Consider the following 20,486-nt stretch of genomic DNA (forward strand, 5'->3'; position numbering starts at 1 on the left):
ATGTTATTTTCTATATACAAAACTTCTCACAAATAGTGTATAAAAGAAAAGTGAGTATTTTTTTGTAAAGGGGAGCCAGTATACATGAATCCTGAAACAATGAACAAAACCCTCATCAGCATTTCGAAATGGGGAAAAGCTACAGGCATTTTATTTATTATTATGGGCGCAATTACCGCGCTTTCAGGCGCGTTCATTTTTCTAATCGGTGCCGTGCCAGGCGTACTGCAAATTATTTCCGGTATCTTTTTGATGAGGTCAGCTAGGGAAGCAGGCCAAATGGCTGAACACAATAGCGGACAGTCTGAAGACTTAATGCTGGAGAATTACGCGAAATTCGTAAAGATGCAAGGGATTTATTTGATCGTAAGCATTGCTGTATCCATTCTTGCGATTATCGCCTTCTTCATCTTTTTAATGCTTGGGATTGCTGACGGCCTTTTCAGCGATACGTACAGCACTTATTAATGAGAAAAACCCGGAGCTGGCTCCGGGTTTTTTATTATTCCGCTTCGCTTACCACTGTGAAGCGTTCATTTTTGTGTTCAGGATGTTCAAGCTCATCCAACACGGCAATGGCATAATCTGCATAGCTGATATAGCTGTCGCCTTTTGCATTTACGATGACATTGTCTTTTCCTTTTTGGTAAGAGCCAGTCCGTTTTCCTGCTGGATCAAAAAATGCCGCAGGACTGAGGAACGTCCAGGAAATAGAGTCTGTCTGCTGCAAATCTTTCAGGTTCTCGCCTTGATTTGATGCAGTTGGCAAATATTCTTTTGGAAATTCCGGCGTATCCATTAAACGGGTTGTTTTGGCTTCATCAACAAACAGGCTTCCCGCTCCGCCAACAACAAGCAATCTTGTGTGCTTCGCGTCCTTTAAGATGCTGATGAGTGCTCTTCCTGCTTCAACATGAAGATGTTCTTGGCCGGGTGCTGCTCCAAAAGCGTTTACGACCGCGTCGAAAGACTTGATGTCTTCCGCAGTCAGTTCAAACACATCTTTTTCCAAAATCGCTACGTCCAGCTCCTGCACTTTTGAAGCGTTTCTGACGATGGCTGTCACTTCATGGCCTCTTGTTTTCGCTTCTTTCAAAATCTCGTTTCCCGCTTTCCCGCTTGCGCCTATAATACCAATTTTCATTTTTCATTTCCTCCTTATTTGTAACAATTTTAGTTACATGTTAGCGGTGAGAAGTCATCCCTTTTGATTAAAAGAGATGATTCATAACATCTTTTAATGACTTGCTTGCCAGTTCATTTTCCATCGCTCTTTGCACACTTTCAAACGTTTCATCCAGAGCGTTCTGAATTTTTTTCCCTACCGGACATTTCGGATTCGGGTTTTCATGAACCGCAAAGAGTTCTTCTTGCTTTTGGACAGCCCGATACACTTCTAAAAGAGAAATATCAGCAGGATCTTTTTTGAGGCTTGCACCCGGCACCCCGGCGCGTGATGTGAGAATATCAGCTTTTTTCAGCAGGCTGATCATTCTTCTCACAACTACCGGATTTGTGTTGACACTGTCAGCAATGATTTCTGAAGATGTTTTTTCATCCATCGAGATGAGGGATAAAATATGAATGGCAACAGCAAGACGGCTGTTAATCATGTTTTTTCACCACCGTTGTAACTATAATAGTTACATTTGATTCGTTTGTCAACATCTAATATACACTAAATACACTTGTTTTGTGCACCGTTTTTAGTCAATAGAACGGCCGGATGCACTCCGGCCGCGTCTTATCAGAATAAGAAATATCTTTGTCCAAGGGGGACATAATCGACAGGCTGGCAAGACAACTCCTCCCCGTCAGCAAAGACCTGATAGGTTTTTGGATCAATCTCAATCTTCGGCAAAGCCGAGTTCAGCTTCATATCCAGCTTGCTCAGCTTTCTGATATTTTTGACTGGAGAAATCCTTTTTTCCAGCCCTAAGCTTTCCGCTACACCACGCTCTATGCTTGCCTGAGACATAAATGTAATCGATGTTGAGCGGTTGGCTTTTCCGTAAGACGCATACATTTGGCGCATGAAAACCGGTTCAGGAGTCGGGATGGACGCGTTCGGATCTCCCATTTGCGCACGTGCAATCATGCCGCCCTTTAAGACCAGTTCCGGTTTTACGCCGAAAAATACCGGGTCCCACAGAACGAGATCAGCAAGCTTCCCTTTTTCCACCGAGCCGACCTCATGGCTGAGCCCGTGCGTAATTGCCGGATTAATCGTGTATTTGGCAATGTACCGTTTTGCGCGCACATTGTCATTCCCGTTTTCGCCGGCAAGAGCGCCGCGCTGTTTTTTCATTTTATCGGCTACCTGCCATGTTCGGATGATCACTTCACCGACCCGCCCCATCGCTTGGGAATCCGATGATGTCATGCTGATCGCACCGATATCATGGAGAATATCCTCCGCGGCAATCGTCGCCGCCCTGATTCTGGAATGGCTGAACGCCACATCTTCAGGCACTTTCGCATCTAAATGGTGGCAGACCATCATCATGTCAAGATGCTCATCCATCGTATTAACGGTATAAGGAATGGTTGGCGTTGTAGATGACGGCAGAATGTTCGCGTAAGAGGCGAGCTTCATAATATCCGGGGCATGGCCGCCGCCTGCCCCTTCTATGTGATAAGTATGAATGACCCGGTCCCCGATCGCGTCGAGCGTGTTTTCCAAAAAGCCCGCTTCGTTAATCGTATCGGTATGGATGGCAACTTGAATATCAGCCTCGTCCACAACTTCCATACACGTTTTAATGGCGCTTGGCGTCGTGCCCCAGTCTTCATGAAGCTTAAGGCCGATGGCGCCCGCTTCCACCTGCTCGATCAGCGGCGCTTTATCGGATGCATTCCCTTTTCCTAAGAAGCCGACATTGATCGGAAACTCCTCGGCCGCTTCCAGCATCCTCGCCATATACCACGCCCCGGACGTACATGTTGTCGCTTTGCTTCCTGTAGCGGGTCCTGTTCCGCCTCCCAAAAGGGTCGTCACACCTGAAGAAAGCGCAACTTCCATCTGCTGAGGACAAATAAAATGAATGTGCGTGTCCACTCCCCCAGCTGTTAAAATTTTGCCTTCACCGGAAATCACCTCTGTCCCCGCTCCGATGACCATGTGCGGATCGACTCCATCCATGATATCAGGATTTCCGCTTTTTCCGACACCGACAATCCGGCCGTCTTTCACACCGATATCCGCTTTGACAATGCCTGTGTAATCCAATAGCACGACGTTGGTGATAACCAAATCCAAAGCGCCGTCCTTCCCTGTGATTCTGCCGTTTTGGCCCATGCCGTCGCGGATTGTTTTTCCGCCGCCAAAGATCATTTCTTCACCATATACTGTGAAATCCTTTTCGACTTCGATCCATAAATCCGTGTCGCCCAATCTGATTTTATCGCCCGTTGTCGGGCCAAACAGTTCCGCATATTCCTCCCGTGACATTTTCATCGGATTACACCCTCCATCCAGCCTGCTTGTTTTAAGTTGGCCAACGTTTTTTCTTTGCCGCGTTCATCGATAAACGTGTCGGCCATTCCGTTCAGCCCTCTAATTGTCTTGCGCCCTCTAATTTCCACTAGTGAGACCGTTTTCTGCTCTCCCGGCTCAAAACGGACCGACGTGCCTGATGGAACATCAAGACGCATGCCAATCGCCAGCTCACGGTCAAATAATAAAGCCCCGTTGGCCTCCGCAAAATGAAAATGCGAACCGACTTGAATGGAGCGTGATCCGGTGTTTTTTACCGTTACCTCCCGTATCTCACGGCCTTCATTAATCGTAATGGTTCCCACAGCAATTTGAAATGCTCCCGGCTTCATGACTTCACCTCCGCAGAAATTGGCTGATGTACCGTAACAAGCTTTACTCCATCCGGAAATGTGGCCTCCACCTGAATGCTGTCCAGCATCTCAGGCACACCCTCCATCACATCTTTTTCCGTTAATACATGGCGGCCGGCTTCCATCAGCTCTGCTACTCCCTTCCCATCACGTGCGCCTTCCATAATAAAGCAGGTGATATAAGCAGCAGCCTCAGGATAGTTCAGCAGAACGCCCCGCGCCTTTCGCTGTTTGGCTAATTCCCCCGCTGCAAAAATGAGCAATTTTTCTTGTTCAACCGGTGTCAGTTTCATCTGTAATCCTCCTTCTTTTGTCATACAAAGCGGATGCGGTTACTACGAATTTGTGGAGCATGCAGGCGGGACATCACCTCCCTTTCTTCGAGAATGGGGGTCATACGGTAGGGTGCCTTTCAAAGCGGCATGCCGATTCTTCATCAGCCTTGCCATGGTCAACAACCGTTCCCCTGTCGATTACAGAAAGATAGTCAGCACAGATTAACGCGTTTTCCAGACTGTGCTCGACTAAGATAACAAATGTCTTTTTTTCTGGAAATTTCTATAATAACTTGTCTGACTAGTTCGACAATTGAAATCTGAATTCCTTCCAATGGTTAATCAAGTAAAATATTTTTCGGATTTACCATCAGCGCTCTGGCGATTGCAAGCTGCTGCTGTTGACCGCCTTTTCGTTTTGAACAAACGTTTGATTAAAACAAATAGCCCCCCTGTTTAGCCGGAAGCAGGCCTATGAAGTGGATTGGCCGACTCCATTTCGGCCTAATACAGCGACAATCTGCCCCGGGTGAACCTCCATGCTGAGGCTGTGCTAAACCATCGATTGATCATAACCAGACGTTACATTCCTGATGGCAGCCCGTTGTTTTGCTCCGCAACCGGAAGCATGGCATGGAGGCCAGTCTGAGGCGCCGTCCTCCACGATACCGAGAACCCGACTATTGCCATTTACTCCGCAGCATAGACGGTCACTTCGCTGATCGCCACCGTTCGGCTTAACGAGTGAAGAATCCCGACCTTCACTGAATCCCGCTTGTGTCGATATTAACTGTTTTTTCGCACTCCCGCTGGCTTCCGACACTTTCTTCGGTGCAGTACATTCCGTCATCAAAACCCCTTTGTTTGATTTCTCCAAATGATGTTATAAAACTTTACAACTTATGTCATTATTATATAGAAGAGGCCTATTAATTCAAAGAATATTTAAAAAATTTAGTTACCTTGACCAAATCAGTTTCTTTTTTTGTTATATTTATTCACATCAGAAAAAGCGAACAAAAAAAGACAAGAAACATTTCGTTTCCTGCCTCTTCCGTACGATTAATCTTTATCTGAAAATTTATCCTTGGCTTTCCCGATATCCTTTTGGATTTCGCCTTTCGCCTTATCTTTTTTGCCTTCAGCCTGCATGTCCGTTCTGTCAGCCATATCTCCGACTTTATCCTTCACTTCTCCTTTGGCTTTATTGAAGCCGCCCTTCATTTTGTCTTTTACACTATCGTTACCCATGTTAATTCTCCCCTCTCAATTATGTGTGTACTTGTTACCTTCCCGATCTGAGAGGCAATAAACATTCTAATGTTATTTATCGATTTCGTAGCGCTCTCCGTAACGGAGCACCTTGTATATCGCCAGCCCGTCTGATGACTTTTTCTCCGAATATCGGACCGGCAGCAGGGCAAAAAACACATAATACGTAGAAAAATAGACAAACTGATAGAAAAACACATTCGGCTTTAATACACTGTGTATAATCAGCAGATTGATTGCAAAAATCGTGATGAGGTTAAACAAGCAGCCCCCTGCATACACGAGTGCATGTGAGAATCGATTGTCAATTTTCAACTCCCCGTACCGGCAAAAAGAATCGATAAAATAAATCGTTCTGAACCGTATAGGTCCAATTTTAAGCAGCGTTTTTCCCATGCCTATATCCAACGATCCTTTTCCGCCAAAAATAAAAGCCATAAAGCTGTGCCCTGAAACATGTATAATCTGTACAAGCGGCAGAACAATGAGGAAAGACCACAGAAACTTCACCATATCATTAAAACCAAACATTGAATTCCCCCTCACGTGCAGATCTGCATCCCAAAACGGCTTTTGTTCAAAAAACAGTGCTGTAGCGATTTTTCCTGTTCTCCCCGGAAATAAACGTTCCGATGCTCCCCTTTTTTTGCATAAAAAAAACCATCTGCCAGCAGATGGTTTTGTCTCATACTTCATATAAGCAATCGTTCCTTTGAATCATCTCTCTCATGCTGACCGCTTTTTCATAAAAATACACCGCTTCTTTATATTGTTCGCGATGACTGAAATAGGAGGCAGCATCTAAAGCAAATTCTTCAATATATACGTACAGGCCCTTTTCTTCCATATAATTAAATACTTCTTGAATCATATCCAAATTGACAGATTCCACATATAAAGCCTGCAGAAATTTATATTTTGCCAGACTGAAGAAGTCGTTTCGTTTTTGGGCAATGGCAATCCCTTTTTCATAGTACCGCATCGCGGCTTCGCTATCTTGTTTTTTGAAAAGAACGCGAGTCAGGCTGAAGAGCGCTTTTGGAAGCTGTTCCAGCTGATAATCCTCGAAGACAGGAAGCGCTTTTTCAAAGGATTCGGCGGCCTGATCCAGCTCCCCCTTGTCATCATAGCAATTCCCAATATTATAAAGGGCTGATCCGATCAAACGGGGCTGTCCTTCCAATAAAGCAAGGCGATACGCGTCATCTAAATGTTCAAGCGCTTTTTCATAATTTCTGTAGTCAATGTAGTTTCCTGATATGACAAAATGACATTGAATTCTTCTGACTCTGTAAAAATCATTAGCCTTATACGTCTCCAGCGCCTGTACGGCGTGGTTCATGGAAAAGTGCGTCTGCTTCATAATATAAAAGACTTCCGCCACTTTAAAATGAAATTCCGCTCTTTCAATTTCATCTTCTACAAACGCAAGCATCTTCTCAGCTTTCCGATAAAAGGATATAGCCGAGATGTAATTGTTCTGTTCAAATTCGTACATTCCTCTAAACAAGTGAAAATAATACTCAGATAATCCGGAGATGCTGTCCTGATTGCTTTCCAGCGTTTTGATCAATTCACGATATTGAAGCTGAGATTCCTCGTGCAGGTCAGGCTTTACATAATCCAGCATAATTTGGTGCCGGTAGCTGATCAGCTGATAATACAGGAGAAGCAGCTGATCCTCTTCCATCTGTTCGATATCTAGATCAATTTCTTCTTTCAGCTTTACGGCATCAGCCACTTGAAATGCTAAAATGTGCTTATACCACTTATTGATTTTCACTCCTACTTGAGATGACGGGATCTCGTACGCGGCCATGCCCCTCCAACCCTTTCTATTTTCTAATTGGTTATATTTTATCATAATGTATGGCTTTGGAATTAAATTTTCTTACAATGATTCCTTCTTTATGCCTATCCTTATATATTTCGGTTTTTATACGTATTTTTTGCACTCGGATTCTAATAAAAAAAGCTTATCGGACAGTGCCGATAAGCTTTTGACTTCAAATTAACCGCCAATATAAGACATTTCCACTTTCTTTTTGCCAGATGCTTTTGATAGCGTACGATCGACTGAATACTGATCGATCCGATTTTTCCATACTGTCCCGATCATTTCTGATAGTTCGTCATCACTTAATTCCTGGCGAACCGGAGCTCTGAGGTCAAATCCGCTTGAAGCGAATAAGCAGGTAAACAGCTCTCCTCTCGCAGAAAGACGGGCTCTGTTGCAAGATCCGCAGAACGCATCAGATACAGATGATATGACGCCGATTTCTCCGGAGCCGTCCAAGTAGCGGAATCTGGAAGCCACTTCGCCTATATAATTAGGCGCTATCGGCTCAACCGGCATGTGTTCATTGATCAAATCTATGATTTCCGCCTTTGTCATGACGTCTTTCTTTTCCCATTGGTTGGTGTTGCCTACGTCCATAAATTCTATGAATCTCAGGATATGCCCTTTTTCTTTAAAATAACGGGCCATAGGCAGTATATCTTTTTCATTGACGCCCTTTTGAACGACCATATTGATTTTAACACCGAGCCCCGCTTGCTTCGCCGCTTCAATGCCTTCCAGCACCTTGCTGACAGAAACACCGCGCCCGTTTATCTTCTTAAAACGCTCGTCTTCTAAAGAATCAAGGCTGATCGTAACCCTTTTCAGCCCAGCCTCCTTGAGCCTCTTTGCATAAACAGGCAGCAGTGATCCGTTTGTCGTCATCGCGATGTCACGAATACCCGGTATGCGGGCCAGTTTTTTGATTAACTCCGGCATATCCTTTCTCATGAGGGGCTCTCCGCCGGTCAGGCGGATTTTTTCAACGCCAAATCTTGTGACAAACAATGTCGCAAGCCGTTCCAGCTCCTCAAATGAAAGCAGCTCCTCTTTCTTTAAAAAAGGATAATCCGGACCGAATAATTCGGCGGGCATACAGTACGTGCATCGGAAGTTGCAGCGGTCTGTAACAGAAATGCGAAGGTCTCTCAGCGGTCTGTTTCTTTTATCCAACATCTGACGCGACTCTGTAATCATAGCTACAGCCCCTTCCTATCCCCTGATTCTCTCAGGGTGTGTATATACATTAAATGATCCGTTTCTGACAAATCCAATCGCTGTGATATTCAATTCTTCAGCCATTTGAACCGCAAGCTCCGTCGGGGCCGATTTGGAAATGACAATCGACACGCCGATTTTGGCCGCTTTTAACAGGACCTCTGATGAGATTCTGCCGCTGAACACAATCAGTTTGTCACGTACGGACATCCCGTTTAGAAGGCAGTGTCCGTATAGTTTATCAAGTGCGTTGTGCCGACCGATATCTGTGCGCATCAACAGAAGCTTCTCTGTGTCGCAAAGCGCCGCATTATGGACGCCTCCCGTATCCTGAAACGTCCCGCTCCCTTGCTGCATGTCTTTCATAAGCGCCAAACATGCCTCAGGCGATATCTTGATTTGGCTGACAGCCGTCTTGGCTGTTTTGACATCCTGCTGAAAATAAAAATGACGGCCCTTTCCGCAACATGAGCCGATCACCCGTTTCGTATAATCCTTTTGATCCAATGTCTCAGGGTGAACGAGGTCGACATATACAAAACCGAGACTTTCATCTATTGTAAACCTTTTAATTTCTTTTTGAAATCGTATAACACCCTCTGATGCGAGAAATCCGATGACAAGCTCTTCGATATGCTCAGGCGTACAAACGAGCGTCACAAATTCACTGCCATTCAGTATCACTGTCAAAGGGAATTCCGTCACCATCCGGTCTTCTACTTTGCTTATTTCCCCTTGTTCATAGCGCCATACATCCCTGACCGCAGTTACTTTATCGTTCAATGTCTCTTCCCCTCCGCAATGTTCCTGCCTTTATATTTTTTCACACTCCTCGGATTTTGTCGAATTCTGAGACACAAAAAGAGCCCTCTATATAAAGGGCTTTCACAGGATGTGATGACGGCGGTGTTTAGGCAGGGCGCCTAAGCATTTAGCCGCCGTTCCTTTTATAACACGTGAGCACCAATGTGCATTGACAACGAACGCGGGGTTTGTCGACACGCTGAGACACCTCTGTATAAAGGACTCTATGTTTGATTATGCTGATTCTTTTTCAGAACCGTAAACAGCACAATAGCTGCGATCAAGGTGAGAATGCTGACAAAAAAGAAGGCTGCCAGTTTTAGAAGAACACCAAGCAATATGAATGCAACGGTGGCTATAAGAAAAATCATTCCGAATAATTTCATATGTTCAACCCCTTTTTAGGGTATCATTCCCGCCCAAACTGTTTTTAAACCAATAAAAAAAGGCGCCTGGGGGAGCGCCTGATCTTTAGGTTCCTTACTCAGTAAATTTTTGTGCTTCTTTTTCCCAAGCCTGTTCGAACTCATCCGCACTGTTCGCTGAAATATATTCTCCGCCGCCAGCGACAGCTGCTTGTTTCATCTCTTCATTACCCTTGACATCAAAGTTGAAGCCAATGATGTTTACAATCGTATCCACATTTGATGCACGGAGCTTTTCGATTTCTGCCGCAGGGTCTCCGCCGCACGTTTCTTCACCGTCAGTGATTAAATACACCACGTTTTTCCCGTCTGCGTCAAATGCTTCAAATTCTTTTCTTGTGTCTGCAAGTGCTTTGGCAATCGGTGTCCATCCAGTCGGCTTGAGCTCACTCAATGAATTGTCAAACAGAGACCCTTCATATGGATGAAGGCCGTAAATGGTTTCCGTCGTACTGCACGAAAGGGCTTTACCGGACAGTTTATTGTTCCCTGCATGCCCGAAAACGCGAAGCATAAGATTTGTATCCTTCGGAAGAAGTTCGGCAAAAGATTTTACTGATTTTTTGGCAATGTCTATTTTGCGCTCTCCTCCTGTTTTTTGAACCATGCTTCCGCTTCCGTCAAACAAAACAGCTACATTTGTATCAGCCTGTTTCTCAGCGGCAAAAGACGGGGAGGCAATGGAAACAGTCAACAATCCAATGATACCGGCAGCCAGCAACTTTTTCATATGATTACTTCCTTTCTTTTTCATATTTTCCAACTATATGTTGGATTCTTCTTTATGCTAGAATACGAAAATGCAAAAAGATATAGGACATGCTGCCTTTTGTGCTGCTTTCACGATCTGTCCAAAATCGCTTGAAATGCCGTTCATTTTTAGACATTTCCACCCAGAAAGCATAAACAGATTGTGTGATCATTCATTCTTTTTTCGCCTTGATTATGACAGAAAAACGGAAATCTGCTACTATGCTACAGGCTGACAGCTAATTAGTTTTGAAGTTTTTGTTACATACAAAAAGAGGCTGACCATCACCAGCCTCTTTTTTCTTATTTAGATAACATTAGTGATTGCTGAGTGAAAATTTTCTCAACATCTTTTTGGGTATAAGCCGGGAAGTATTCACCGCCGCCTACTTTCGCAATTGCGTTCAGCTGGCCTTTGTATCCCTCTTTATAATCAAAGCCGATCACATTAACAGTGATATTGTCTTTTTGCAGTTCCTTTGCTGTTTTAATCGGGTTTCCTCCGCACGTTTCCTCACCGTCTGTCAACAGATACACCACTTTTTCCCCTTTTGCATCAAGCTGGTCAAAAGAAGATTTCGCCTCGTTCAGCGCTTTGGCAATTGGCGTCCAGCCAGTCGGCCCAATTGTATTGAGAGAATTGAGGAAGCTTTGCTCGTTAAAGCTTTGGAAGCCGTATACGTTGCGAATGGCTTCACATGACTGAACTTTTCCGGAATTTTTATTGTTTCCTTCAGAGCCAAACACGCTCATTTTCACCTGAGTTCCTTCTGGCAGTGAGCTCGCAAACTTTGAAATTTCTTTTTTGGCTGAATTAAATTTAGATACACCGTCTATTCTTTTCGCCATACTTCCGCTGGCATCAAGCAAGACCGCCACGTTCGCCGGCGCTTTAGCCTCCGTTTCTGTCTTTTCAGCTGCAAAAGCAGGTGAAGTTAATCCAAAAAGCAATCCTGTCATCATGATCAGTGAAAATCTTTTCTTCATGTTCGTACCCCTTTACCAATTTGTTTCTGCGTGCAGATGTTCAACGCTGAACATAATCTATCGTAATCAACAAAAACCGAGAAATAAATAGGGCGGGCTTCCCCATTGCTGTTGTTTACTTTTGCATAGAAACCTATGTTTTTATTAGTGATTTCCACCCAACGCCCCTATGAAAAGAGAAGATTGTCCGCCTTTCGGCTTTCGTTATATGAGTCTGTCGAAGTCTGTCGACAAATGTGGATGACTTTACCACAATCTCAAAGCCTGAAATCAGGAAAAAAGGACTGATCCTTAAAGACGGTCAGAAGCTCCTCTAAACCGTTTCAGCTGCTCTTAGATAAAAGACATTCAGGAACAGAAAAAGACGCCCAAAGAGCGTCTTTTTCTATTTTTTCGCCATATATTTATTCAAAAACGCATCTGCCTCAGAAATTTGTGTGCCTTGGTAATAGTACTTTACAATGTCATCAACCGTTTTGCCTTCTTTGGCCATAAAATTCGCTCCGTATTGGCTCATCCCCACACCGTGGCCAAATCCTCTCGTCGTGACTGTAATTGTGTCTCCATTCCGCTTCCATTCAAAATCGGCGGAGTTGAGACCCAGCTTTTCACGTATGTCTCTTCCTTTCAGCGTCTTGCCGTTAATGACGGCAGTTGCGACCTGGTGGCCCGGTGTCTCGCCGGTAATCTTCCCTACTGCGCTAGATCCATCCAGCTTGACGCCAAGTTTTTGCTGAAATTCTGCCGCTGTAAAGGTTTTCGTTGCCATATATTTCGGAGACTTTTTATCCCAAGGGCTTTTGACGCTTTTTAAATATGGGATAGCACTTGTCCAATAAGCTTCTGCATTCTCTGTGTAGCCGTTGCTTGTGGAGAAAAAGGAGGCTTCAATCGGCTGGTTGTTGTACGTTAAGATTTTGCCTTGCGTACTGGCTACCGCAGCTGTGATTTTCTTCAGTTTTGTCTCATAGCTTGTGCCCCACTGTTTTTTCAGCTCCGCTTTGTTTTTATACACCTGGAACATCTGTGTATCATCCACCAATGAGCCTTTAGGAGCCTCAACCGCTGAATTCGACACCATCAGTCTGACAATAAATGTTCTGGCGGCGAGGGCCTGGGCTTTCAGTGCTTCAGATTCAAAGGTTGCCGGCATTTCGGAGGCGACGACTCCAATCACATACTCTTCAAGCGGAATGTCTTCTACGGATTGATTTGCGGTTCGATAGACGGGAATAGAAACAGGTGATGCTTTCAATGTTTCTGCTCCTTTCGATGCTGGTTTCGTGCTGACTGCTGTCTTTTCTGATTCTACGCTGGCCCCCGCTTCCTTATTATGCTGGAATGGTATAACCAAGAGTGTGGGAACCAAGAGAATCAATGCACATAGTACGGATAGTGTGATTGCGAATTGTTTCATATTCAGCTGCCTCCTGCTCGGGATTCGACTCTAGTCTAGTCTATGGGCAGGGACAAGCTAATATGACTCTCGTTTTGGACAGAAACTTTATTTGTCATTTACGTATTCTTTTTTGCTATTTTGCGCATAATGATGATAATACACAAAAAATAAAAAACCAGTATGCCAGAGTGACATACTGATTTTCAAGTAAGTTTATGCATTTAAGTCAGAAACGACTTCTTTATTCTCTTGCTCAGAAGCAGACTCATCATTTACACGTTCGATGTCTGCGCCCAGAGCGGCAAGCTTCTGATGGAAATCAACGTAACCGCGGTCTAAGTGCTTCAATTCAGTAACACGTGTGTGACCTTCAGCCACTAACCCCGCAAGAATCAGCGCTGCACCTGCACGCAAATCAGTCGCTGCAACTTCAGCTCCCTGAAGCTGTACAGGACCGTTAATGATGACAGAACGTCCTTCAATCTTGATATCACCATTCATACGGCGGAATTCTTCCGCATGCATAAAACGGTTTTCAAAAACGGTTTCTGTAATCATGCTTGTGCCGCTTGCACGAAGCAGAAGCGCCATCATTTGTGACTGCATATCAGTCGGGAAGCCCGGGTGAGGCATTGTTTTGATGTCAATCGGTTTAAGTTCTTTCGGGCCGATGACACGCAGACCTTCACCTTCATCCTTAATTGTTACACCCATCTCTTCCATTTTTGCAATTAAAGAGGTGAGGTGCTCAGGAACCGCTCCTTTTACTAATACGTTTCCTTCAGTGATTGCAGCAGCAACCATAAATGTGCCCGCTTCAATACGGTCAGGAATAATATGGTGTTTTACACCGTGAAGCTTTTCGACTCCTTCAATTTTGATGGTGCCGGTGCCAGCTCCGCGGATTTTTCCGCCCATGCCGTTGATATAGTTTGCTAAATCAACGATTTCGGGTTCTTTTGCCACGTTTTCCAGCGTTGTTGTTCCTTCAGCTAGAGCGGCTGCCATAATCAGGTTCTCTGTAGCTCCTACACTTGGGAAGTCCAGATAAATTTTTGCGCCTTGCAGTCGGCCTTTTACTTCAGCTTCAATGAAGCCATTACCGACTTTGATTTCTGCGCCCATTGCTTCAAAACCTTTTAAATGCTGATCAATCGGTCTGGAACCAATTGCGCATCCGCCCGGAAGTGCAACTCTTGCATGACCTGTACGCGCAAGAAGCGGCCCCATGACAAGCACAGACGCACGCATTTTACGAACATATTCAAAAGGTGCTTCAGTTTGCAAAGCGTATGAAGCATTTACAGTCACTTCATTATTTTCAAAATGCACATCTGCTCCTAAATGACGCAACACTTCGTTAATTGTATATACATCGGAGAGCGTAGGTACATCACAAATTACGCTTTTTTCTTCACTTGCTAATAAAGATGCAGCGATAACAGGTAAAACGGCATTTTTAGCGCCTTCAACTTTGACTGTGCCGTTTAACTTCTGACCGCCGCGGACGATGATTTTTTCCAAGGTATTCCCCTCCGCGTCCCTAAATTCTCTATATTAATATTCAGTCGTAACGATTGGTGTGCCAACCGTAACGGTATGTTTTCCGCCCATTCCTGCACTTCTAAGTGCAATTTGCAAATTCATTTTATGTTTCGAGGTCATAATGTACTCTTCCCACTCATCTGTAAACGCAGAAATAGAAACGAAATTTGGCTCAACTACATGTTCTACTGATCTTGCTTGAAATTCATTTAATAACTGATTTGCTTTTTTTTGCAAAACAATATTCATATTATCATCTAAGTGACCATTTAGACAAGTAAAAATAACTACTTTTTCTTGGAATATCCCAAGTGTCTCCCGTTCAAACTGTTCATATGTATCATTCCAGCTATCCGGTGTCTCTAGACTCATTTGCTCATATAATAAATACGAAGTTGGATTGTGTTTTTTGAGGGTTGTGACAAGCTGCAGTCTAAAAGAAGTACGATTTTTTTTGTCAGTATATGTGCCAATTGCCTTTACGACTTTATCTTCCTGTGCAATCGTCCAATCATATTGACGATACTCTGATTTTAAACGTTGCACTTTTTGATAAAATTCTTTTTCGGTCAGTGACATGTTTTGTTTTGCATGCAATGTCCACTTATCTATTGACACATCTTGGCGTTCCATCCCCTCTGCCATTTGTGCTAACGGCGTTAATTCACTCGCATGAATGGTATGGAAAACAGCAATGACGAAGCTTAACATGACGGAAATGATAATAGCGTGGCTTACTTGTTTTTTCTTCATGTTCATCTCTCCCCCTTATCCCCAGTTTTACCGGAGGCAAGAGGCGCCATACGTAAAAATCTTCGTCAAAACTCGAGCTATTCGCTTCAACCCGCTTCTCCCAACCATTTAATGATAATAATGTTCAAAACCTATTAAAATAGATAGGGAAGCTGCTGTGAATAATTGAGATAATCTAAAAAGAAATTGGCAACGGCCGTTCCAATGGCAATTGTCAGCAAAATCATCAGGAGTCTTGCCTGCACGACTTTGCCTTTTTTGATTAACGGATCTATATTGACGGCTTGCAACGCCCACCAAGTCACTGCTATAAAAATCAGGTGAACGACAATGCCGATTGCAGCCTGCTGTCCCAATACACTCATCTATTACACTCCTTTCTCTGCGTTCATACCCTTTCTTATTATATAAGAAGCACAGATAAAGATGATACATTTTATACAGAACGGAATAATCACCCAAATCTAGGGCTAATCCCCGCTTAAAGTGCGATTCTTTTACATGGTATACTTTATTGGAAAGGAGCTGGCAAATGTGAATCATTCTTTTTTTCAGCCTGAAAAGCAATATGGTGAGGACCTGCCAATTTTTGATCAGGAATGGGAAGCAATTGCATTCTATTATGATTATAGACAGTCACAGATTGAAGAACTGAATGAATTGTGTCAGTTTTTTAACATTTCTCTTACCTATACGAGAGAAAGCCTTGAAGAGCTTGAAAACCTTTATTTTCAAAGTATACAAGAGCTTTTGCTTGCTGATTGGAATCTTCCTATTGAAGAATTCGAGAAAATGATCAGTGTTTATCTTATAGATTGCGTGATTGCCCGCCATGAAGATGCTGAATGGGTTGTAAAACCTTATCCCTATAAAGACGGCGCTTATACACTTGGCTTTAGAAGACATCGCAAATCGTGGCATACAATGAATGCCTGTGATGGTTTATACCTGCGTCCAAAAGAGGATCGCCCGCTGTTATCGCTGTTTGATTCTCTTGTGCGTTCATAAAAAAATCCTTCTCATAAAGAGAAGGATTTTTTCTTATTTCCCTGCTACATCCAATCTGTTCAAAGCCCGCTGTAACGCAAGCTCAGCCCGACGAATGTCAGTATCATCTGATTGAGTATTCAAACGCTCCTGCGCCCGCTGGCGTGCAGCTTCAGCGCGCTCTTTATCGATGCCTTCTGCTGTCTCGGCAGCCTGGGCAAGGATGGTGACCTGATCAGGACGGACTTCGACAAATCCGCCGCTGACGGCAACCATTTCAGTCTGCCCGTCTTTTTTCAGACGGACAGCGCCGATTTTAAGAGGAGCCACGGTTGGAATATGGCCTGGCAAAATACCGAGATCGCCGCTTTCGGCTCTCACACTCACCATTTCGATATCCGCATCGTATACTGGGCCGTCGGGAGTAACGATATTGACTTTAACGGTCTTCATGCTTTTACCCTCCTAGGACCAGATTAAACTTCTACACCCATTTCTTTTGCTTTCTCAACAACTTCTTCGATACGGCCTACAAGACGGAACGCATCTTCTGGAAGATGGTCGTATTTACCGGCTAAGATTTCTTTGAAGCCTTGTACCGTCTCTTTTACAGGCACGTAAGAACCTTTTTGTCCAGTGAACTGTTCAGCCACGTGGAAGTTCTGAGAAAGGAAGAACTGGATACGGCGAGCGCGGTGAACGACAAGTTTGTCTTCCTCGCCTAATTCATCCATACCGAGAATCGCAATGATATCTTGAAGCTCTTTGTAACGCTGAAGCGTTGACTGTACTTCACGTGCAACCGCATAATGCTCTTCTCCGACAATTTCAGGAGCAAGGGCGCGTGATGTAGATGCCAACGGATCAACCGCAGGGTAAATACCCATTTCAGTTAATTTACGCTCAAGGTTTGTTGTCGCATCCAAGTGAGCGAACGTTGTCGCCGGCGCCGGGTCAGTGTAGTCATCGGCAGGCACGTAGATCGCCTGGATAGATGTAACTGATCCAACGTTCGTAGACGTGATACGCTCTTGGAGCTGACCCATCTCAGTTGCAAGCGTCGGCTGATAACCAACCGCTGAAGGCATACGGCCAAGAAGGGCTGAAACCTCTGAACCCGCTTGTGTGAAACGGAAAATGTTATCGATGAAGAACAGTACGTCCTGTCCTTGTACATCACGGAAGTGCTCAGCCATTGTAAGGCCTGTCAAAGCAACACGCATACGTGCGCCCGGCGGCTCGTTCATTTGTCCGAATACCATGGCTGTTTTGTTGATTACACCAGAGTCACTCATTTCGTAGAAAAGGTCGTTCCCTTCACGAGTACGCTCTCCTACGCCGGCGAATACAGAGATACCGCCGTGCTCTTGCGCGATGTTATTGATTAATTCCTGGATCAATACGGTTTTACCTACACCGGCACCACCGAACAATCCGATTTTACCGCCCTTAATGTAAGGAGCAAGCAAATCAACAACTTTAATACCTGTTTCAAGAATTTCAACTTCTGTTGAAAGCTGATCGAATGAAGGCGCCTGTCTGTGAATCGGATCCTTTTTCGCATCCGCAGGAACCGGCTCATTCAAATCAATATTTTCTCCGAGAACGTTAAATACACGTCCAAGTGTTACATCACCAACCGGTACTGAGATTGGCGCTCCTGTATCTACAGCTTCCATACCGCGCTGAACACCATCCGTAGATGCCATTGCGATTGTACGGACTGTATCATCACCTAAATGAAGAGCGACCTCAAGCGTCAAATCAATACCTACTTCGTTTTCACTTGCAGCTGGCTGTGAAATTTTAATCGCATTATAAATTTCAGGCAAGTGACCGTCTTCAAAACGCACATCGACGACCGGTCCTAATACCTGGCTAACGCGTCCTTTCTTCATCGCTATCCCTCCTGACAAAATCTTTCTATTCTAAAGCGGCTGCTCCGCCGACAATTTCCGTAATTTCTTGTGTGATGGCTGCTTGGCGAGCGCGGTTGTAAGAAAGCGAAAGTGAATCGATAAGTTCCTTCGCGTTGTCTGTCGCATTTTTCATCGCCGTCATTCTTGCAGCGTGCTCACTTGCTTTACTGTCAAGAAGCGCACCGAAGATTAAGCTTTCTGCATATTGAGGAAGCAAAACCTCCAGAACCTCCTCTTCAGATGGTTCAAATTCATAAGACGCCGTTCTTTTTCCGCCGCCGCTGCCCAAATCAGATAACGGCAGAAGTTTTTTCTCCGTTACTTCTTGAGTTATGGCGCTGACAAAATGGTTATAAACAAGGTGCAATTCATCAAACGCACCGTCTATAAACATTTGGATCGTTTGACGGGCAAGATCTTTAATTTCTGTAAACGTTACTTCATCCCCAAGTCCTGTTAACTCGGAAATGATCGGAATCTCACGTTTTTTAAAGAAATCACGGCCCACTCTTCCGATGGCAATCACCGCATACTCATCCTTAGACTGATGGCGTTCTTGCATGGCCTGATAAGCACTCCGTAAAACCGAACTGTTAAAAGCGCCGGCAAGACCGCGGTCAGACGTAATGACAAGGTATGCCGTTTTTTTCACTTCTCTGCTGAGAAGCATCGGGTGCTTCACGTTGCCGGAAACTCTTCCGACGTTTGACACAACCTCTTGGATTTTATCCATATATGGCACAAATGATTTTGCATTGTTTTCAGCACGATTCAGCTTAGCCGCAGATACCATCTGCATGGCTTTTGTAATCTGACTTGTTTTTTTCGTTGACGTGATCCTTGACTTAATATCGCGTAATGAGGCCAAAGATTTCACCACCTTTTCTCTTCATCTGCGTAAAAAGAGAGAAAAAGAGAACCTTTTTCTCTCATCAGCATTCGAGTTAGTTGCTTGGTGCAAATGTGCGTTTGAAGCCTTCGAGTGCAGCTTTGAAGTCTTCATCAGCAGGAAGGTTTCCTGTTTTCGCAATTCCGTCAAGCAGGTCTTTATGGTTTTGGTCAAGGTACATGTAGTACTCTTCTTCAAAACGTCTGATATCCGCCACAGGAATATCATCGAGATATCCTTTTGTCAGCGCATAAAGAATGGCTACTTGCTTTTCAACCGGAAGCGGCTTGTTCAGATCCTGCTTCAGCACTTCAACTGTACGCGCACCGCGGTTCAGTTTTGCCTGAGTCGCTTGGTCGAGGTCAGAACCGAATTGAGCGAATGCTTCCAGCTCACGGTATGACGCAAGGTCAAGACGCAAAGTACCTGATACTTTTTTCATCGCTTTGATTTGCGCTGAGCCGCCGACACGGGATACAGACAATCCGGCGTTGATCGCTGGACGTACGCCTGAGAAGAACAAATCAGATTGCAGGAAGATCTGTCCGTCAGTGATGGAAATGACGTTCGTCGGAATATAAGCAGAGATATCTCCGGCTTGTGTTTCTACGAACGGCAGAGCTGTAATTGATCCTGCGCCTTTCGCGTCGCTAAGCTTTGCTGCACGCTCAAGCAGACGGGAATGAAGATAGAATACATCCCCAGGGAACGCTTCACGGCCTGGCGGACGGCGAAGAAGCAAGGACAGCTCACGGTAAGCAGCCGCTTGTTTAGAAAGATCATCGTATACAACAAGAACGTGCTTGCCGCTGTACATAAATTCTTCTGCCATTGTAACCCCAGCATACGGTGCCAGGTACAGAAGCGGTGCCGGCTGTGACGCAGACGCCGTTACAACAATTGTATAATCAAGCGCGCCGTGTTTACGCAATGTTTCTACTACGCCGCGGACTGTTGATTCTTTTTGACCGATCGCAACATATACGCAGATCATGTCTTGGTCTTTTTGGTTCAGGATCGCATCGATCGCAACAGATGTTTTACCTGTTTGACGGTCACCGATGATCAGCTCACGCTGGCCGCGGCCGATTGGAATCAGTGCATCAATTGCTTTGATACCGGTTTGAAGCGGTTCATGAACGGATTTACGGTCCATAACGCCTGGTGCAGGGCTTTCAATCGGGCGAGTTTTGCTTGTAAGGATCGGGCCAAGTCCGTCTACCGGCTGGCCTAACGGATTTACAATACGGCCGATTAACTCTTCACCAACAGGAACCTCCATGATGCGGCCTGTTCTTTTTACTTCGTCTCCCTCACGGATCTCACTGAAAGGTCCTAAGATGACGATACCTACGTTTGATTCTTCAAGGTTTTGAGCCATACCCAAAACACCGTTTGAAAATTCGACAAGTTCACCGGCCATACAGTTGTCAAGGCCGTGCACACGAGCAATACCGTCACCGACTTGGATGACTGTACCTACGTCTTGAACTTCAATATCAGATTGATAATTTTGTATTTGCTGTTTTATCAGCGTGCTAATCTCTTCAGCTTTGATGCTCACTTAGGTTTCA

At 44.6% G+C, this 20,486-nt stretch carries 26 protein-coding genes and 1 pseudogene; 2 read left to right on the plus strand and 25 right to left on the minus strand.

What is annotated here, in order from left to right; genetic code table 11:
* Positions 1 to 84: 84 nt before the first annotated feature.
* Positions 85 to 468 carry a DUF5362 family protein gene (locus tag NYE49_RS18785; protein WP_014478231.1) on the plus strand — a complete coding sequence of 128 codons (384 nt, stop codon included), beginning with the start codon at positions 85 to 87 and terminating at the stop codon, positions 466 to 468.
* 34 nt (positions 469 to 502) lie between these two features.
* On the opposite strand, the gene NYE49_RS18790 is transcribed toward NYE49_RS18785, so the two are convergent.
* The 21 genes and pseudogenes from NYE49_RS18790 to NYE49_RS18890 form a co-directional block, all read right to left on the minus strand.
* Positions 503 to 1,144 carry an NAD(P)-dependent oxidoreductase gene (locus NYE49_RS18790; protein ID WP_047183327.1) on the minus strand — a complete coding sequence of 214 codons (642 nt, stop codon included), beginning with the start codon at positions 1,142 to 1,144 and terminating at the stop codon, positions 503 to 505.
* A 67-nt stretch (positions 1,145 to 1,211) separates the two neighbouring features.
* Complete coding sequence (locus NYE49_RS18795) at positions 1,212 to 1,613, minus strand: Rrf2 family transcriptional regulator (RefSeq protein ID WP_003227734.1); 402 nt, start codon at positions 1,611 to 1,613, stop codon at positions 1,212 to 1,214.
* A 134-nt stretch (positions 1,614 to 1,747) separates the two neighbouring features.
* Positions 1,748 to 3,457 carry an urease subunit alpha gene (ureC, locus tag NYE49_RS18800; protein ID WP_047183328.1) on the minus strand — a complete coding sequence of 570 codons (1,710 nt, stop codon included), beginning with the start codon at positions 3,455 to 3,457 and terminating at the stop codon, positions 1,748 to 1,750.
* The gene (gene ureB / locus NYE49_RS18805) at positions 3,454 to 3,828 is read right to left on the minus strand and encodes an urease subunit beta (RefSeq protein ID WP_015384879.1); all 375 of its coding nucleotides are present in this window, start codon (positions 3,826 to 3,828) and stop codon (positions 3,454 to 3,456) included. Before ureB ends, ureC begins: the two co-directional genes overlap by 4 nt.
* Positions 3,825 to 4,142, minus strand: a complete 318-nt coding sequence (ureA, locus tag NYE49_RS18810; protein ID WP_003227724.1) for an urease subunit gamma — start codon at positions 4,140 to 4,142, stop codon at positions 3,825 to 3,827. Before ureA ends, ureB begins: the two co-directional genes overlap by 4 nt.
* 194 nt (positions 4,143 to 4,336) lie before the next feature.
* Positions 4,337 to 4,459 carry a hypothetical protein gene (locus tag NYE49_RS18815; protein ID WP_250540415.1) on the minus strand — a complete coding sequence of 41 codons (123 nt, stop codon included), beginning with the start codon at positions 4,457 to 4,459 and terminating at the stop codon, positions 4,337 to 4,339.
* A gap of 137 nt (positions 4,460 to 4,596) precedes the next feature.
* Positions 4,597 to 4,665 (minus strand): hypothetical protein, encoded by a 69-nt coding sequence (locus tag NYE49_RS18820; RefSeq protein ID WP_144486809.1) that lies wholly within the window; start codon positions 4,663 to 4,665, stop codon positions 4,597 to 4,599.
* A 152-nt stretch (positions 4,666 to 4,817) separates the two neighbouring features.
* Positions 4,818 to 4,974, minus strand: a pseudogene (locus NYE49_RS18825) (urea ABC transporter substrate-binding protein); the annotation flags it as partial.
* Positions 4,975 to 5,186: 212 nt separating this feature from the next.
* Positions 5,187 to 5,375 carry a stress response protein CsbD gene (csbD, locus tag NYE49_RS18830; protein ID WP_003227718.1) on the minus strand — a complete coding sequence of 63 codons (189 nt, stop codon included), beginning with the start codon at positions 5,373 to 5,375 and terminating at the stop codon, positions 5,187 to 5,189.
* 72 nt (positions 5,376 to 5,447) lie between these two features.
* Positions 5,448 to 5,927 carry a hypothetical protein gene (locus tag NYE49_RS18835; RefSeq protein ID WP_026113664.1) on the minus strand — a complete coding sequence of 160 codons (480 nt, stop codon included), beginning with the start codon at positions 5,925 to 5,927 and terminating at the stop codon, positions 5,448 to 5,450.
* 154 nt (positions 5,928 to 6,081) lie between these two features.
* Positions 6,082 to 7,215 carry a response regulator aspartate phosphatase RapB gene (gene rapB, locus NYE49_RS18840; protein WP_047183329.1) on the minus strand — a complete coding sequence of 378 codons (1,134 nt, stop codon included), beginning with the start codon at positions 7,213 to 7,215 and terminating at the stop codon, positions 6,082 to 6,084.
* Positions 7,216 to 7,407: 192 nt separating this feature from the next.
* On the minus strand, positions 7,408 to 8,433 hold the full coding sequence (moaA, locus tag NYE49_RS18845; RefSeq protein ID WP_015483814.1) for a GTP 3',8-cyclase MoaA: 1,026 nt from the start codon (positions 8,431 to 8,433) through the stop codon (positions 7,408 to 7,410).
* A gap of 15 nt (positions 8,434 to 8,448) precedes the next feature.
* Positions 8,449 to 9,237: a formate dehydrogenase accessory sulfurtransferase FdhD gene (fdhD, locus tag NYE49_RS18850; RefSeq protein ID WP_047183330.1), complete on the minus strand. Its 789-nt coding sequence runs from the start codon at positions 9,235 to 9,237 to the stop codon at positions 8,449 to 8,451.
* Positions 9,238 to 9,482: 245 nt separating this feature from the next.
* Positions 9,483 to 9,644: a hypothetical protein gene (locus tag NYE49_RS18855; protein ID WP_003227706.1), complete on the minus strand. Its 162-nt coding sequence runs from the start codon at positions 9,642 to 9,644 to the stop codon at positions 9,483 to 9,485.
* 94 nt (positions 9,645 to 9,738) lie between these two features.
* Entirely contained in the window at positions 9,739 to 10,413 is a 675-nt protein-coding gene (locus NYE49_RS18860; protein WP_003243553.1) for a VWA domain-containing protein, read from the minus strand.
* Between the two features lie 52 nt (positions 10,414 to 10,465).
* Positions 10,466 to 10,606 (minus strand): hypothetical protein, encoded by a 141-nt coding sequence (locus tag NYE49_RS18865; RefSeq protein WP_144413664.1) that lies wholly within the window; start codon positions 10,604 to 10,606, stop codon positions 10,466 to 10,468.
* Between the two features lie 130 nt (positions 10,607 to 10,736).
* Positions 10,737 to 11,420: a VWA domain-containing protein gene (locus NYE49_RS18870; RefSeq protein ID WP_003227700.1), complete on the minus strand. Its 684-nt coding sequence runs from the start codon at positions 11,418 to 11,420 to the stop codon at positions 10,737 to 10,739.
* 385 nt (positions 11,421 to 11,805) lie between these two features.
* A complete protein-coding gene (gene spoIID, locus NYE49_RS18875) occupies positions 11,806 to 12,837 on the minus strand; it encodes a stage II sporulation protein D (RefSeq protein WP_015384888.1) in 1,032 nt (343 codons plus the stop codon).
* 195 nt (positions 12,838 to 13,032) lie between these two features.
* Positions 13,033 to 14,343, minus strand: coding sequence for a UDP-N-acetylglucosamine 1-carboxyvinyltransferase (gene murA, locus NYE49_RS18880; protein WP_003227695.1), 1,311 nt, complete (start codon positions 14,341 to 14,343; stop codon positions 13,033 to 13,035).
* Positions 14,344 to 14,376: 33 nt separating this feature from the next.
* Positions 14,377 to 15,117, minus strand: a complete 741-nt coding sequence (locus tag NYE49_RS18885) for a YwmB family TATA-box binding protein (RefSeq protein ID WP_019712590.1) — start codon at positions 15,115 to 15,117, stop codon at positions 14,377 to 14,379.
* Between the two features lie 134 nt (positions 15,118 to 15,251).
* On the minus strand, positions 15,252 to 15,482 hold the full coding sequence (locus tag NYE49_RS18890) for a DUF1146 family protein (protein WP_003227691.1): 231 nt from the start codon (positions 15,480 to 15,482) through the stop codon (positions 15,252 to 15,254).
* Between the two features lie 169 nt (positions 15,483 to 15,651).
* Between NYE49_RS18890 and NYE49_RS18895 the strand changes: the two genes are divergently transcribed.
* Positions 15,652 to 16,125 (plus strand): hypothetical protein, encoded by a 474-nt coding sequence (locus NYE49_RS18895; RefSeq protein ID WP_003243900.1) that lies wholly within the window; start codon positions 15,652 to 15,654, stop codon positions 16,123 to 16,125.
* A 33-nt stretch (positions 16,126 to 16,158) separates the two neighbouring features.
* On the opposite strand, the gene NYE49_RS18900 is transcribed toward NYE49_RS18895, so the two are convergent.
* The 4 genes from NYE49_RS18900 to atpA all read right to left on the minus strand — a co-directional run bounded on the left by NYE49_RS18900 (position 16,159) and on the right by atpA (position 20,476).
* A complete protein-coding gene (locus NYE49_RS18900; RefSeq protein ID WP_021480810.1) occupies positions 16,159 to 16,557 on the minus strand; it encodes a F0F1 ATP synthase subunit epsilon in 399 nt (132 codons plus the stop codon).
* Between the two features lie 23 nt (positions 16,558 to 16,580).
* The gene (gene atpD / locus NYE49_RS18905; protein WP_003227686.1) at positions 16,581 to 18,002 is read right to left on the minus strand and encodes a F0F1 ATP synthase subunit beta; all 1,422 of its coding nucleotides are present in this window, start codon (positions 18,000 to 18,002) and stop codon (positions 16,581 to 16,583) included.
* 25 nt (positions 18,003 to 18,027) lie between these two features.
* Entirely contained in the window at positions 18,028 to 18,891 is an 864-nt protein-coding gene (atpG, locus tag NYE49_RS18910) for an ATP synthase F1 subunit gamma (protein WP_003244388.1), read from the minus strand.
* Positions 18,892 to 18,967: 76 nt separating this feature from the next.
* Positions 18,968 to 20,476 carry a F0F1 ATP synthase subunit alpha gene (gene atpA, locus NYE49_RS18915; protein ID WP_015384895.1) on the minus strand — a complete coding sequence of 503 codons (1,509 nt, stop codon included), beginning with the start codon at positions 20,474 to 20,476 and terminating at the stop codon, positions 18,968 to 18,970.
* Between the last annotated feature and the right edge of the window lie 10 nt (positions 20,477 to 20,486).

This window comes from Bacillus sp. FSL L8-0358 (assembly GCF_038593095.1).
GTDB lineage: Bacteria > Bacillota > Bacilli > Bacillales > Bacillaceae > Bacillus > Bacillus subtilis.